This window comes from Sphingomonas sp. HF-S4 (assembly GCF_032911445.1).
GTDB classification, from domain to species: Bacteria; Pseudomonadota; Alphaproteobacteria; order Sphingomonadales; family Sphingomonadaceae; genus Sphingomonas; species Sphingomonas agrestis.
The window spans coordinates 591,713-606,173 of record NZ_JAWJEJ010000001.1 but is presented as its reverse complement, the minus strand read 5'-3'; the positions used below and the strand labels follow the sequence as shown (position 1 = coordinate 606,173).

The following is a 14,461-nucleotide window of genomic DNA, read 5'->3' as shown; positions in this document are numbered from 1 at the left end:
CGGGGAAGAAAGTCGGCGAAGCCGTTGCGGGTAGAAGGCCGGGGTTCGGCGCAGCCGGGCCCGTACGCTACGCCAGACAGCCCAAACGAGGACGCCGGCGCGTCTCGGAACCGACCGGAAACAGCGCGCAGGCTCGGTCGCATCCGCGACGAATTCGGCCACCCGGCCGCCCTATCGCAACCGGCGCGAAGGCAGCGAATGCACCCCCGAGACGGGCAGGCTAGACGGCATTGGTGCGGTCCACTGCATGGCCAGCCGGTGCCATGCGGCACTCGACAGGCGTACAGCGTGCCGCGAGGACGCAAGCGTACGATCCCCGTGCGGCCCCCGTCGAAGCAAGAGGTCGGCAGGTCGCCGCGCTGCGTCGACCCGGTGGTCGAGCGCGCTCTGCCCGCGCGCTGGCCCGGCGCCATCGTCATCCGTCGTGCGTCGCAGGTTGGCCCGACACGGCCGGCGAAATCGGGGATTGCGGCCCGCCGGACCGGGCCGGCCCATTGTCACCCGTGCGCGCATCGAGACTGGTCGATGCCGTTCGCGTCGCCCTGGATCCGGGCTGGGTGGCCGGAAGCGGGTCTTCCGTAGTGACAGTCTTCCGGCCACGCGCCGGCCCGCGAAGAGGGACTAAGCGAGCGCACCCAGGCTATCATCGTCGGCGCATGTTGCAATGGAGGACGATGCCCCAATCAGAGACGGCGCCCCGCAGCCTTGGCACGGCGGACGGCAGGTCGCGACGGGCGTTCCGGGAAGCATCCCGGAACATTGCAGGCCCTGGGGAGCCTTCGCGCGCTCGTCGCCACGCTGCGAGGAGACCGGCGCACTGCGTTTCCTCGCCAAGCAACGGCAGCGCCTGCATTCGCCGGCACCAGCAACGCGCCAAATGTTCCGCCAGACCTTCGCCCGGCAGCGCGACCCAATACGACTTGCGCGCCGGACATGAGCGGTCCTGTACATGGGCGACGGCTCTCACCGCCGCCCATCCGCGTTTCACGCGGCGATCCGATCCGGTTCTGCGCCCTGGCGGTTGCGATCCTCCGCTTCGGCATCCGGCGTCGGTCCTTCGCGCTCGGTCCGAGACGCATCCGCGTGCAATGGCGCAGGTCCGCGCCGGTTGCCCGCCGACGCGTCCGTATCGTCGCCCGCCCCGGCTTGCGTGTCGAAAAGCGAGGCCACCCGCTGCCAGTTGCGCACCGCGCGGACACCCCCGCGCTCGGTGTAGCTGGCAGGCGGCATCGCCAGCCAGCGCGGCACCCAGCCCTCGACCTTTGTCCGTCCGCCGGTCCCCGCGAGGCAGTCGCGCAGGACGCCGCGTTGCACCGCGATGGTCGCGCGCGCGTTGGCCGAGGCGACGTCTTCGCCCGCCACCTCGGCCACCATCGCGGTAACCACCTCGCGGTCGCGGAGCAAGTCGAGCAGGCAGTCATCGGGCTTGAACAGCGTGGTCATGTCGATGCCGAGAGGATGGCCGAGCGCCTCGACGATTGCGCTTCCGGCCGCGAGGCTGTCTGCCATGACGACGGCAAGCGCGCCGAGGATCACCGCGTCGTCGAGCGCCAGCAGGCGCACGAAAATCGCGCTGGTCTCGTCCTCGCCGGCCCCCGCTATCGCCAGTTCGCTCTCCTCCAGCCCCAGCAGCACGCGAGCGGCGCGGCGGCGAAGCGCGAGCGTCGCGCTTGCCGCGCTCGCCGCGACGCTCGCCCGGATCGCGTCGGTCGCCGCCGCCTCGGGGTCGGCAGTGACCCGGAAGAGCGGCGTCGCCGCCAGCGCATAAGCAAGCACCAGCCGCAAAGCCATGGCGGGCCGGTCGAGCAACGCCGCGCGCACCGCCGCATGGCGATGCAGGTCGACATAATTGCCAAGCGCGCTGCTCACTTCGGCGCGGACCGGCTTCGGTGCCGCCTCCTCGCCGCCGGACGCCTGCTTGCGGGCCTCCTTCGCCGGGAGATAGCCCTCGTGGAAGACCACTTCGCCCCGGGGCGACAGCACGACATAGACGCGCCCGCCCTTGCGCTTGGGGGTGCGCTGATATTCGTAGCTGCTGAAATAGGTGCCAGGCTCGAACAGCACCACCTCGCGCCAGCCTTCGGCGAGATACGCCTGCCGCCGGGTCTCGATCGCGGCGCGCTGCGCTTCCCAGAACTGCCCGCTATCGGCAAACCAGCCGTCGCTCCCGAACAAGTCGGAGACGATCTGCCCTTGATAGGAAGCGAGGTCGAACAACGCATGCGCGGTCGAGATCGCCTGCCCGCCGAACAGCCAATGGCGCAGTTGCTGGCCGGTAGGCGTGCGGCGCTCGGGATCGGCGAAGATCGCGAGCCAGTCGCGCTGTTGCGCCTTGGTGGCCATGGTCAGCAACCGGATGCTCGCCACGTCGATCCGCTCGGCGCGGTAGAGGTCGCGGATGCGGGGCAGCAGATTGCCGAGCGCGAGAATCTGGCCGATCTGCCGTTCGCTAAAGCCGAACGTCGCAGCGATCTCCCCGGCGCTGCGCCCTTGCCGCACCAGCTTGGTGAAGCTCGCCCATAGCTCGCTCTCGTGCGGGTTCTCGCGTGCGAAATTCTCGAGGAGCGAGGCTTCGAGCGCGGCGGCATCGTCGCCTGCGGCGATGATCGCGCAGGGAAGCGCGCTGTCTTCCCCGGTCTCTGCGGCAATGGTCCACGCGGCATGGAAACGCCGCCGCCCGGCGACGATTTCGAAGGCGTCCTGCGTGTCTGCCACCGGCCGGACGATCAGCGGAACGAGCACGCCGCGCGCCCGGATCGAGGGCAGGATGTCGTCTATGGCGGGCGGCTTCCTGCCGTCGCGCATGTTCACCGCGGCGATGCTGAGCCGCGCGAGCGGGATGATATCGAGTTGCATTAACCTGTCCTTCTCAAGAACGGCTCGCAAATCTGCCGAGCCGATGCGCGCCGGACGGGCGCGCGCGTCACCCGCCCTGCGGCGGAAGCTCGGGATCGTCCGGACGCGCCGCACGCAGCCGCGCCGCAGCGCGCGCCAGCGCGTCCGGACACTGCGTGATCGCGCCCTTGTGGCGCGCCGCGGCGGCATAGACCGACAAGGGATGCGTGCCGGTAAAATGCAGGTCGCGCGCGATGCGCAGCCCGAAGGGCAAGCGCAGCGCGCCGATCTCGCCGATGCTGAAATAGCCGAGCTCGGGGCAGCCGAACCCCAGATCGGCAAGCCCGAACAGCGTGTCGCCGTCCCCACCCAGCTCGGTCGCCAGCCATGTCGCAGGCCCCAGCGGATGGAACAGCCTGAGCAGCGGCACCGGATCGGCGGGACGCGCACGGCCTTGCGCGAGAAGCTGCGCGCGCAGCGTTTCGGGGAGCAGGCTCATGCCGCCAGCGCCGGGCAGGCGTGCAGTCCAACCCCGTCCGCAGCCGCCTGCGCAGCGTGCGGCACCGGCTGGGGGCGGAAGCCGAGCAGATAGTCGGCGGCGCGCGCCGCGAGGCTCGCCGCCTTGAAGATCGCGCGATTGTCGGCGCGCAGCACCGCCAGCCACGACCCGACATAGTCCGAATGCCGTACGCTCGGCTCGATGCCGAGAGTCGCGAGGACGAAGGCCGCGCACAGTTCGGCGACGAGTTCCTCGCGGGCGTAGCTGGCCGAGCCGAACGCGCCGCTCTGGTCGCGCGCCAGCCGCGAGCGGTGCCCGGTCCAATGGCCAAGCTCGTGCGTGGCGGTTCGGTAGTAATCAATCTGCTGGCGGAACGCCTGCTGCGGCGGGACCTGCACGAAGTCGTGCGTGGGCGAATAGAAAGCGCTCGGCCCGCCGATCCGGAAGTCGGCGCCCGTCGCGGCGATCAGCTGCTCGCCGACCGGCACGATTTCCCGTGGCGCGAGCGGACCAGCGTCGGCGGCGAAGCGTGGAAGTCCGCTGTCGCCCCAGTCGATCTGGTCGGTATTGAACACGGTGAAGCGCTTGAGAAAGGGTATCGAGCCCGGCTCGCTCCCTTCGTCCTCGGCGCGCGCGCGTTCCTTGTCGGGGGTGAAGCGGTCGGCATAGCAGACGCAGGTCCCACGCTGGCCCTTTCGCACGGCACCGCCTGCGGCAAGCGCCTGCTTGAAGGTCAGCCAGCCCTGCCCGGCATAGCCCTGCGCATGCGCCTCTCCCCAAAGGATCAGGACATTGATGCCCGAATAGGCGCGCCCGGTGACGGCGTTGCGGGGCATGCCCGGTTGCGCAGCAGCGCTGCTCCATGGCTGCACCCAAGGAAAGCGCCCGGCTTCCAGTTCGGCGACGATCCGCGCAGTGACCTCGGCATACAGGCTCGGTCGCGCATCGCGCGCTTGCGCACCCTTGCCGGCTCCAGAGGTCGCCCCTCGCCGCGCCCGGCAGTCGGCACGGCTGTTCCTGGCCTTCGCCACCATCGCTCTTCTCCTCGAACACACCGCACCCCCGGAAGGGGGGTGGGCGGCGAGAGCGACCAGAGAGGCCCGCACCGAGCGGACGGAGGCACCTGCAAGGCCGAAACGCAGTGGAGGACCGGCGCCAAGCCGGTTGCCGCCGCCCGCGGCGGGCCTAGACGGGAGCGCCGACCATCCCCCTTCCGGGGGGCACCACGACAACGTCGCCGCGTAGCGGCGTCCGCATTGCCGCGGCGGCGCAGCCGCCGCCTGCAAGAGGCTGGCCCACCGGCAGCGCGGGCGGATCAGCGGCGACGAACCGGGCTTCGAGCGTTGGGCGGCAACTGTCGTCCGCGCCGAAACCGGTCGCGCCGCCCGACCGTGCCGCCGGAGTGCCGCGGGGCCGCTACGGGGCGCCGCACCCTGTCCGGTGCGCAGCATCCTGCAGCGTGCGTCCTCAGCCCCGCTCCTTCTTTCGGGGCGTTACGGGGCCATGCCCCGCTGAAGGGGTAGACCGAAACCGGCACGGGTTCGGGATCAGGGGAAGGCTTTCCCCGCCAGCGGACGCACGGTGCGCGACAAGTCGATATTGTCCGGCATGCCCAGGTCGCAGGCGCTACGCCGCCAAGGTTCGGAAAGCCCGACATCGCTTTGGTCGGCGCAAGCGCCGCCGCGCCAAGCCGCCCGCGCGAGCGGGGGCAAGCTGGGTTCGAGGTTTTGACACGCCCGATCGACGAACCGCACCGCGTCAGCGTGTCGAGGCCGCCCCGGTACCCACGCCGCCAGCAGGCCGACCCGCGGCCGGCGTTACCCTCCATACCGTATTCGACAAATCGTCGGCAATGTAGAGCGCCCTGCCCGCGCCGCTGAACGCGACGCCGACCGGCCGCCCCCGCGCCTTGCCATCGACCAGGAAGCCCGTGACGAAATCCCGTTGCGGGCCTGACGGGCGACCGTTGGCAAACGGTACCCAGGTCACCTTGTACCCGGACAGATCCGATCGGTTCCAACTGCCATGCTGCCCGACAAAGGCGCCGTCGCCATAGCCCGGCGCCATCGCGCCACTGCGCACGAACGCCAGTCCGAGCGCCGCGACATGGGCACCCAATGCATAATCGGGCGCGATCGCACGCGCGACCATGTCCGGCCTTGCCGGGCGCACGCGAGGATCCCCGTGTTTACCCCAATAGCTGTATGGCCATCCGTAAAAGGCGCCCGGCTGCACCGAGGTCAGATAGTCGGGCACCAGATGCGGACCGATCTCGTCACGTTCGTTCACCACGGCCCAAAGGCCATTGGTCCAGGGGTTGATCGCCAGCGCGGTAGGGTTGCGGATGCCGCTGGCATAGGGTCGACGCGCGCCGGTGGCACGATCGATTTCGAGGATGACGGCGCGTTCCTCCTCCACCGCCATCCCGCGTTCGCCGATATTGCTGTTCGATCCGATGCCGACATAAAGGTCGTCGCCGTCGGTGCTGGCAGCAAGCGATTTGGTCCAGTGGTGGTTGACCTGCGAGGGCAGCGCGGTGACTTCTACACCCGCCGACCGCGGGATTGCCGTCTGGCCTTGGCTGTAGGGAAAGCGCAGCAGCGCGCCTTGGTTGGCAACGTAGATGTTGCCATCGACATAGGCCAAGCCATAAGGCGCATCGAGGCCGTCGATGAACACTGTGCGCACCTCCGGCCTGCCATCGCCATCGGCATCGCGGAGCAGGGTCAGGCGATCGCCGCCCTCGACGGTCGACGTGCCCAAGGCCTTGATATATCCTGCGATCACATCCTTGGGGCGAAGCTTGGGCGCATGGCCGCCGCGGCCTTCCGACACGAGCAGATCGCCATTGGGCAGCACCAGCATCTGACGGGGAATCCGCAGGTCGGTAGCGAGCGGCACGATCCTGAAGCCCTCGGGCACCGTCGGCAGCGCGCCTTCCCAGCCGGCCGGGCTGGCGATCTTGATCGTCGGGACCAGATTTTGCTGGATAGCCGGGAGTTGGGGCGTCGGGCCGGTATCTCGACCCGCATTGCCGCCTCCGCAGGCGGCGAGCAGAAGCGCGAGGGCGCTGGCGCTCGACCATCGAGCGATCGTCATGCCTTGTCTCCCGCGAGGATTTCCGAATGCGCGACCCAGGCCGCGGCGAGAGCCAGCATCGTGGACAGGATCGAGAGCAACAGGCCGCCAGCCTCCACCGAACTCCACGCGTCTTGGCTGTGCTTGAAGGCGTTGAGCAGGCCAACTATCCACATGGCGCAGATCAGGATCAAATAGATCGACGGGCGACTGCGCACGCCGGCCCCGCGGGCGCGTACCCTGGCGAAGACCGCCCAGCCCAGGACCGGCGCACCAAACACCAAACCCCCCGTGATCGCCCATTGCGACAAGTTCGACCACTGAACCTCGCCGCTGTTAAAATAGGTGATGTCGGACGCGAGCGCCGAGGCGAACAACGCCACGGGAAACGATAAGAGGATCGCGTGGAGCGGGTGGATCCAGGGGCGCGCAAGCGTAGCGGGCATCATGACGGTCTCCATGCCATCGCCCCCCTATGCGCTGGCTATCCGCTGACAATCGATCGGCACGCGGATAGTTGCACTCGATCGCGCAGGTAGGGCGGTTGCACTCGCAAGCAGGCATTGTCGCGATACGGGCAATCCGTTTCGCCGGCCCCAAGCGCGGGTCTCCCGACTTGCGACCGGCCGTTGGAACTCCGTTGCGTCGTCATCCGAGGAACGGCCCGGCGTCGAAGTGGTTCATGCCCCTGCAACTCCTGGGAAAAACACGATGAACGCGCCGGTTCGATACACGCCTTCTGTCGAGCAACCGCAGCCTGACGAGGCGGAAACGATCGCGGGACTGGAGGACCAATTCGAGAAGATCCTCGACACCACCTCGACGGATTATGGCCATGCCGTCCGTGCCGTGCACGCCAAGGGACATGGACTGGCGCGAGGCACGCTGAGCATCGCCGACGGTCTTCCGCCAGAACTCGCGCAAGGGCTCTTCGCGGCGCCGGGCGATCATGAGGCGATCGTCCGCTTTTCGACCAACGCCGGCGACATTCTTGATGATTCGATCCGCCTGCCGCGGGGCGTCGCGCTGAAGATCCTGGGCGTCGAAGGGGAACGGCTGCCCGGTAGCGAGGGCGAGACGACACAGGACTTCGTGCTGGCGAACGCCCCTGCCTTTGCCGCGCCCAATCCCAAAAAGTTTCTCGCCAACCTCAAACTGCTGGCCGCGACGACGGACAAGGCGGAAACCAGCAAGAAGCTGCTCTCGGCGGTGCTGCGCACCTTCGAATCCGCGCTGGAGGCGGTCGGCGGGCAGTCTACAATGCTCAATACGCTGGGCGGCGCCAAGCCAGTCCATCCGCTCGGCGCCACCTATTTCAGCCAGACGCCGTTTCGCTACGGCGACTATATTGCGAAGTTCCAGCTGGTGCCGGTCTCCGCGATCAAGGACTTTGCCGACGAGACGATCAACGCCACCGGTCGTCCCGACGCGATCCGCGAAGCGATGAACGCGCTGCTCGCCGAGCAAGGCGGGACATGGGAGCTTCGCGCGCAGCTCAACACCGACCTCGAGATGATGCCGATCGAGGATGCATCGGTCGTCTGGGACGAGGAGGCAAGTCCGTATCGTACGGTTGCGACGCTGCACGTGGGACCACAGCAAGCCTGGGTCCACGGCACAAGCGAGAAGGAAGAAGACGCGCTGTCCTTCGCACCGTGGCACGGCCTCGCGGCGCACCAGCCGCTTGGCGGTGTAAATCGTGCGCGCAGGAGCCCGTACCGATTTTCCGCCCGCTATCGCGGCAGGGTCAACGGGTGCCCGATGCACGAGCCGCGCGTGCTCGCGGACATTTCGGGCTGACCCCGGGGTATTTCGAGCCGCAATACCCACGCGTTTAAGACGAGGGTGGGCACCCATCTGGCGCCGGGCAATAGCGGGCGGGTGCCGCATCTCCCGCACCCGCACCGCCGCGCAAAGCTTCGAGGGATCCGGTCTGCCTCAGGGGACGGCGATCGTCCCGCCGATCAGCCTGCGATAATCGCGCCTGGCCATGCGGTCGCTCGCCCGGACCAGCCGCTGGATTCGCATCCGCAGATAGTCGGATCCGGCTCGCCAGTCGCGCGCCACCCGGCCAGGCTCGAAAAGTGCCTCCGCGATCTCGCGCTGGCTCGCGCCAGAGCGCATTGCGTCGAGCGTGCGCAGCATCTCGATCCAGCGAGGCGCGCGCAGATCGCGCGGGAAAAGACGCGCCGGCATCCGACCCAGCCGCCACAGGGCAGCAAGCCGACGCAGCGTGAGAAGCTTGCGCTCGAGGTCGTCGAATCCCTCCAGCGCATAGCGCAGCCGCACCGGCCCCTCGAGCAGCGATCCCTCGCGGACCGTAAGCCGGATGTGGCGCGATCCGTCGCGCAACAGGATTTCAGCGCGGTCGGCAGGCGTGCCCAGCACGAGGGTCTCGACGCCGGACTTGGAGATGTCGAGCGTGTCGAACGCGCCCGGCGCTGCGGGAATCGCATCGACGGTGATCACGCCCGGATCGACGTCCCCCCGCCACAAGAAGCGGGCGCGCGCGGCATCGCGGTCGACGCAGTCGTGGAAACCACAATCCCCAGTGCGCCGCACCTCCAGCCGGCGCGTCGAGAAACACCAGGCGATCGCCGATCCGGTCTTCGCGCGGCAACGGCGTACGCGCGGACGCCGCACGAAACGCCCGATTGCGCCGGAGGAACTCCCAGGCGAAGCCGGGCCGGTCGAGCGCCTGCAGCGCCCGATAGTCATCGAGCCGGCACCAATCGGGCTCCCCGTTCGAAGGCACGGACTTGGCTCCCCGCCGCCATTCAGATGCCAAGGAGAGCATGCAGCAGCACGTTTCGTCGCGGCGGGACGCCGGCGCGACTCGAAGCGAGCGGCCAACCGCAACTTTCTGCGCATCGGGCGCCAATTTCCTGCGGGCTCCGGGAGAGATTTGTCGCTCGGTGCGGATCGGCATGCCGGGCGGCTGGCAGGTTTCGCCACGGAGTCGTGCCGGCGCCGCCACGGTCGATCTTGCTTGTCGTGCGCGGAAGGCTTGGGCAGGTTCGGCGCTGTCGGGTGCCGTCAAACAGAGGCGATTCTTGAGCCGGGGTAATGGCAGCGGATCTTCCTTAAATAGCGGGCCTTTGCACAAAGGTTTCCAACACCCGACCCCCATTTCCGCCTGAGTTGCCACGAGTCCGCGAATACGGCAGCATGCACACGCCGCCGAAGCATCGGCGGCAGGGGCGTGGAAACCCCTGTGCACGATCGACCAGCCTGGCGCCGCTTGCCGCAGCGCGGGGCTGCATTCGACGTACCGGCGCGACTAGCCGGGCGTCGCGCCCGCCCAGGCTTTCCACCGGCAGTGCCGCATCGCCCCTGATCCTGTTGGGGAGACGTTGCCATGGCCAGCAATGGGCCGGAGAAACGGGACCGAAGCGCCCGCGACGCTGCGCCGCTCGAAGATCTCTACCGGCGCCATGCCGGATGGCTGGCGCGCATCCTCGCCTGGCGGCTGCGATCGACTGCGCTCGACGTGGACGACATCGCGCAGGAGACCTGGATGCGCGTCGCGCGCTATTCGCGCAGCGACGCGGAGCGCCACCCCAAGGCCCTGCTGTTGCAGATCGCCGTCAATCTCGCGCGCGACCATATGCGGCGAAACGTCGTCCGCGGCGGCCTGGCGCAGCCGCTGGCGGAGAGCGATGCGGCGGCGCTGGGCACGAGCCTGCCCGACCAGCATCAGGCGCTCGAACTGAAGCAGGCCATCCTGGCGCTGCCGCCGCTCTATCGCGACGTGTTCGTGCTCAACCGATTTACCGGTTTGACCTATGACGAAATCGCGAGCCATGTTGGCGTATCGGTGAAGACCGTTGAGTGGCGGATGAGCCGTGCGTTGGCAATGTGTGCTGCCAGGCTATGCGATTGAAGTGCGGGGCAAGATGGGCACGGACGAGGATCGCGCGAACGAACAGGCAGCGGAATGGCTAGCGCGCCTCAATACGCGTTCGGTCACGACCGACGAGCTCGAAGCATTCTACGACTGGCGGCGCGAGCCGGGCAACGCCGAGCGCTACGCGCGCGTCGAGGCGATCTGGCGGCAGTCGCGCACGCTAGGCGACGATCCCGACATCGCCCAGGCGAGCCGCGACGCGCTCGCGCGTCCGCGGCTCGATCATCGCAGCTGGCGCCCGAGCCGCCGCATGGTGCTCGCGGGCGCCGGCGCGATACCGGTGGCTGCGGGCACCGGCTGGCTGCTCGTGCAAAGCGCGCAGGCGTACGAGACCGGGATCGGCGAGCAGCTATCCATCAGCCTGCGCGACGGCTCGCGGATCCGTCTCAATACCGATAGCCGGTTGCGGGTCGCCGGCGGCGACGCGTCGCGGCGCGTGACCCTGGATCGAGGCGAGGCCTTTTTCGAGGTCAAGCATGATCCGGCGCGCCCCTTCGAAGTGCGCACGCTGGACGTCTTGGTCAGGGCGGCGGGCACCCGGTTCGATATCCGCTGCCAGGGCGATACGGTGCGCGTCGTCCTCGCCGAGGGCCAGGTCTCGGTCGATCCTGGGACGGGCCAGGCGCCAGCCCGCCTCCAGCTGCCCGGTGACGCGGCGTTGGTCGACCCCCATGGCGGTGTCGCGACGCAGCGCGCCGATCTCGAGCAGGCAACGAGCTGGACCTCGGGCCGCCTGTTCTTCCGCGCGACCCCGCTCGCCGCGGCCATCGCCGAGGCCAACCGCTACAGCACGCTCAAGATCGAGCTGGGCGATCCATCGCTTGGTCAAGAGAAAGTCGATGGCACCTTCGAGAGCGGCGATACAGGATCGTTAATCGAAGCCGTGTCGGCGATCTTCGATCTCAAGAAGAAAACCGAAGATGATAGGGTTGTCCTGACCCGGAATTGACACCCCCGGCGGAGCCGCCAGAATTATTTCGCAGGGCAGTTAGGGTAGCCCCCCCTCTACCGCGTTGCTTCCTCCGTCGCTGCAATCACGCGCGACTTGGGTGAACGGCCGGAAATCCCGGTCCGCTGGGAGATGGTCGTGGGGGAAGAAATAAACATCGCCGGGGGCAAGCGATCTTTGTGGCTGGGGGCGGTCGCGGCCATTGCGATCGTTGCCCCAAGTCCCGCTCGCGCGGCGAGCGCGGTGCAGGAATTTCATATCGGCGCGGGGCCACTCGGCGAGGCGCTAGTCGCCTATGCGCGGGCCACGCGCCGCCAGTTGCTCTATTCGAGCGCGCTGGTCGCGGGCCGCACGAGCCAGGCAGTCCATGGCCAATATTCGGATGACGAGGCCCTGCGGATCCTGTTGCGCGGGACCGGGCTGATCGTACGCCGCGCCGGCAACGCCTTCGTCCTGGTCCAGCAGCCGCAGACGCAATCGCGGGCGGCCCCTGCGCGCCCGCGTCCCGGGCGCGCGAAGCCCGCGCCGATGCAGGCGTTCGAGCCGCATCGGGCGCCGGAGGATCGCGACGAGTCGGCAATCGTCGTGACTGGCACCAATATCCGCGGGCCTTCGGAAGGCAATTCGCAGGTCATCACGATCGACAGGTCCGAGATCGACCGCGCCGGCCACGGCACCGTCGGCGAAGCAATCGCCGCGCTTCCCCAGAATTTCGGCGGAACCGGCACCGAGGACACCAGCCTGACGGCTGCCGACCGCTCGACGCAGAATATCGGCTTGGGCACGAGCGCCAATCTGCGCGGCCTGGGCAGCGACGCAACGCTGACGCTCGTCAACGGACGCAGGCTGGCGGGCTCGGGGGGACAGGGAGACTTTTCCGACATCTCGCTCATCCCCCTCGCCGCCGTCGCGCGGATCGAGGTGCTCACCGATGGCGCCTCCGCGCTCTATGGCTCCGACGCGGTCGGCGGCGTGGTCAACATCCTCCTGCGCAAGACGCTCGATGGCGGCGAGACGCGGCTGCGCCTGGGCACCGCGACGCAGGGCGGTGCCAGCGAAATCCAGCTCGGCCAGGTCCTCGGCAAGAGCTGGTCCACCGGGCATGTGCTCGCGGCCTATGAATATATGCATCGTGCGCGGCTCGGCGCGGACCAGCGCGGCTTCACTCGGTCCGCCGACCTCCGCCCGTACGGCGGCAGCGACTGGCGCTCCTATTTTGCGGTGCCTGCGACGATCATGGCGATCAGCCCGGCGGGGTCGCTCGTGCCGGCTTTTGCCGTGCCGCCGGGCCAGAACGGCGTCGGGCTGCGCCTCGCCGATTTTGCGCCGAGGCAGAATTACGAAAACTACCGCGAAGGCGTCGATATCCTGCCGCGTCAGGATCGCCATAGTGCCTATCTGAGCGCGGAGCAGGCGCTCGGCGACGGCGTCCGCTTCTTCGCCGAGGGTCGCTATGCGCATCGCGCGTTCGAGAGCAAAGGGCAGGCTACCACCGCGCTGGCGCAGGTCGACGCGCGCAACCCCTGGTTCGTCAGCCCCGACGGCGCGCCCTTCAGCCTCGTCTCGTATTCCTTCCTCCGCGAAGTCGGGCCGATCCGGCAGCCCGGCTCGGTCGAATCGTGGAGCGGCGCCACGGGGCTGACCGCGACGACGCCGGGCGGCTGGGAACTCGAGGCGTATCTGACGCACGCTTCGGAACGAACGGTCACCGCCTATGACAACATCGTCAACACGACCTATTTCTCCGAGGCGCTGGGCTCGACTGCGGATAATCCCAGCACCCCGTACAACACGGCGGTGGACGGATTTTTCAACCCCTATGGCAATGGCGCGTCGAACAGCCAGAAGGTACTCGACTTCATCAACCAAGGCTTTGCCTACAACCATACGCTAAGCCGCATGACTTCGGCCAATCTGAAGGCCGACGGCAGCCTGTTCGACCTGCCCGGCGGCGCAGTGAAGGCGGCGTTCGGCATAAACTACCGGCGCGAGAAGTTCGATCGCAACGGGCGCAACTTCTTCTCGGGCACCACGCCCAAGCCGATCAGCACCACCGACGCCGGGCGCTCGATCGCGGCGACCTTCGCCGAACTGGCCGTGCCGCTGTTCGGCCCGGAAAATGCGCGGCCGGGCCTGCGACGCCTGCAGCTCTCGGCGGCGGTTCGCTACGAATATTACAGCGACTTTGGCAGCACCTCCAATCCCAAGGTCGGACTGCTCTGGGAACCCGCTGCCGGGCTGACGCTCAAGACCAGCTACGGCACCTCGTTTCGCGCGCCGGTGCTGCGCGAAGTCCGCGATCCCTTGACCGTTTCCTATGTCCAGTTGCGCGATGCCGCTGGCATACTCACGCCGGTGGTGACGCTTTTCGGCGGCAATCCCGAGCTGGAGCCCGAAACCGCGAATTCGCTCACCTTCAGCGCGCGCTTCGCACCCGAATGGGCCAAGGGCTGGCATATCGAGGCGAGCTATTTCCAGACCCGGTTCAGCAACCGGATCGAACGCCCCGCCGCCGACAATCTCAGCCAGGCGCTTTCGGACGCAATCTACTCCCCCTATGTAAGCCGAGTGAACGCCGCGGCCGATCCCGGCGACCGCGCCCGGCTCGAGGCCCTGATCAACGATCCCGGGTCGGTGATCAGGGGCCTGTTTCCGCCCGAATTCTTCCGCGCCGTCCTCGATGGCAGGCTGGTCAATTCCACCGAGCTGGTGGTGCGCGGTCTCGACATACTAGCCGCGGGCAGTTTCAGCCTCGGCGGCGGCACTGTTTCGCTGAGCGGGAATGCCTCGCATATGCTCGACTATCAGCGCCGCATCACGCCGCGCGCGCCGCTGGTCGAGCAGGTCGGCACCTTGTCGAATCCCCCAGCCTGGCGACTGCGCGGCTCGGCGGGCTGGGACCGTGACGGCTGGGGGATGACGGCGACGCTCAGCCATGTCAGCGGCTATGTCGATGCCGTCAGCATGCCCCACCGGCCGGTGGGTAGCTGGACGACGATCGACACGCAGTTGCGCATCCAGCCAAAAATGCTCGAGCGCGTCGGCCTGAGCCTGGCGCTCAGCGCCCAGAACCTGCTGGACGCCGATCCGCCCTTTGTCGATCAGCTGACGGGCTTTGGCTATGGCGCTGCGAACGCCGATCCGATCGGGCGATTCGTCTCGCTGCAGGTCATCAAGCGATGGTGACGCAGAT

General features: G+C 68.2%; 11 protein-coding genes. 4 read left to right on the top strand and 7 right to left on the bottom strand.

Annotation, left to right across the window (positions count from 1 at the left end; translation table 11 throughout):
- Positions 1 to 984: 984 nt before the first annotated feature.
- The 5 genes from RZN05_RS02630 to RZN05_RS02610 form a co-directional block, all read right to left on the bottom strand.
- A complete protein-coding gene (locus tag RZN05_RS02630; protein WP_317225072.1) occupies positions 985 to 2,856 on the bottom strand; it encodes a ParB/RepB/Spo0J family partition protein in 1,872 nt (623 codons plus the stop codon).
- A 67-nt stretch (positions 2,857 to 2,923) separates the two neighbouring features.
- A complete protein-coding gene (locus RZN05_RS02625) occupies positions 2,924 to 3,334 on the bottom strand; it encodes a DUF2958 domain-containing protein (RefSeq protein WP_317225071.1) in 411 nt (136 codons plus the stop codon).
- Positions 3,331 to 4,368: an ArdC family protein gene (locus RZN05_RS02620; RefSeq protein ID WP_317225070.1), complete on the bottom strand. Its 1,038-nt coding sequence runs from the start codon at positions 4,366 to 4,368 to the stop codon at positions 3,331 to 3,333. The genes RZN05_RS02625 and RZN05_RS02620 overlap by 4 nt, the downstream gene beginning before the upstream one ends.
- 724 nt (positions 4,369 to 5,092) lie before the next feature.
- Positions 5,093 to 6,433 carry a PQQ-dependent sugar dehydrogenase gene (locus RZN05_RS02615; RefSeq protein ID WP_317225069.1) on the bottom strand — a complete coding sequence of 447 codons (1,341 nt, stop codon included), beginning with the start codon at positions 6,431 to 6,433 and terminating at the stop codon, positions 5,093 to 5,095.
- Entirely contained in the window at positions 6,430 to 6,873 is a 444-nt protein-coding gene (locus RZN05_RS02610) for a DUF2231 domain-containing protein (RefSeq protein ID WP_317225068.1), read from the bottom strand. The genes RZN05_RS02615 and RZN05_RS02610 overlap by 4 nt, the downstream gene beginning before the upstream one ends.
- 250 nt (positions 6,874 to 7,123) lie before the next feature.
- Between RZN05_RS02610 and RZN05_RS02605 the strand changes: the two genes are divergently transcribed.
- Positions 7,124 to 8,212 (top strand): catalase family protein, encoded by a 1,089-nt coding sequence (locus RZN05_RS02605; protein ID WP_317225067.1) that lies wholly within the window; start codon positions 7,124 to 7,126, stop codon positions 8,210 to 8,212.
- A 138-nt stretch (positions 8,213 to 8,350) separates the two neighbouring features.
- Here the strand turns inward: RZN05_RS02605 and RZN05_RS20645 are convergent, their stop codons facing one another.
- Together RZN05_RS20645 and RZN05_RS20640 are read right to left on the bottom strand one after the other, a co-directional pair.
- Positions 8,351 to 8,701, bottom strand: a complete 351-nt coding sequence (locus RZN05_RS20645; protein ID WP_394804813.1) for a DNA -binding domain-containing protein — start codon at positions 8,699 to 8,701, stop codon at positions 8,351 to 8,353.
- 70 nt (positions 8,702 to 8,771) lie between these two features.
- A complete protein-coding gene (locus tag RZN05_RS20640; protein WP_394804812.1) occupies positions 8,772 to 9,209 on the bottom strand; it encodes a transcriptional regulator domain-containing protein in 438 nt (145 codons plus the stop codon).
- A 561-nt stretch (positions 9,210 to 9,770) separates the two neighbouring features.
- On the opposite strand from RZN05_RS20640, the gene RZN05_RS02595 reads away from it, so the two are divergent.
- The 3 genes from RZN05_RS02595 to RZN05_RS02585 all read left to right on the top strand — a co-directional run bounded on the left by RZN05_RS02595 (position 9,771) and on the right by RZN05_RS02585 (position 14,454).
- Complete coding sequence (locus RZN05_RS02595; RefSeq protein ID WP_317225065.1) at positions 9,771 to 10,295, top strand: RNA polymerase sigma factor; 525 nt, start codon at positions 9,771 to 9,773, stop codon at positions 10,293 to 10,295.
- A 13-nt stretch (positions 10,296 to 10,308) separates the two neighbouring features.
- A complete protein-coding gene (locus RZN05_RS02590) occupies positions 10,309 to 11,268 on the top strand; it encodes a FecR family protein (protein WP_317225064.1) in 960 nt (319 codons plus the stop codon).
- Between the two features lie 243 nt (positions 11,269 to 11,511).
- On the top strand, positions 11,512 to 14,454 hold the full coding sequence (locus RZN05_RS02585) for a TonB-dependent receptor (RefSeq protein WP_317225063.1): 2,943 nt from the start codon (positions 11,512 to 11,514) through the stop codon (positions 14,452 to 14,454).
- The last annotated feature ends 7 nt before the right edge of the window (positions 14,455 to 14,461 follow it).

Excerpts from the sequence above, each read along its gene's own strand:
- RZN05_RS02630 (WP_317225072.1), bottom strand. The coding sequence starts at position 2,856 with ATGCAACTCGATATCATCCCGCTCGCGCGGCTCAGCATCGCCGCGGTG.
- RZN05_RS02625 (WP_317225071.1), bottom strand. The coding sequence starts at position 3,334 with ATGAGCCTGCTCCCCGAAACGCTGCGCGCGCAGCTTCTCGCGCAAGGC.
- RZN05_RS02620 (WP_317225070.1), bottom strand. The coding sequence starts at position 4,368 with ATGGTGGCGAAGGCCAGGAACAGCCGTGCCGACTGCCGGGCGCGGCGA.
- RZN05_RS02615 (WP_317225069.1), bottom strand. The coding sequence starts at position 6,433 with ATGACGATCGCTCGATGGTCGAGCGCCAGCGCCCTCGCGCTTCTGCTC.
- RZN05_RS02610 (WP_317225068.1), bottom strand. The coding sequence starts at position 6,873 with ATGGAGACCGTCATGATGCCCGCTACGCTTGCGCGCCCCTGGATCCAC.
- RZN05_RS02605 (WP_317225067.1), top strand. The coding sequence starts at position 7,124 with ATGAACGCGCCGGTTCGATACACGCCTTCTGTCGAGCAACCGCAGCCT.
- RZN05_RS20640 (WP_394804812.1), bottom strand. The coding sequence starts at position 9,209 with ATGCTCTCCTTGGCATCTGAATGGCGGCGGGGAGCCAAGTCCGTGCCT.
- RZN05_RS02595 (WP_317225065.1), top strand. The coding sequence starts at position 9,771 with ATGGCCAGCAATGGGCCGGAGAAACGGGACCGAAGCGCCCGCGACGCT.
- RZN05_RS02590 (WP_317225064.1), top strand. The coding sequence starts at position 10,309 with ATGGGCACGGACGAGGATCGCGCGAACGAACAGGCAGCGGAATGGCTA.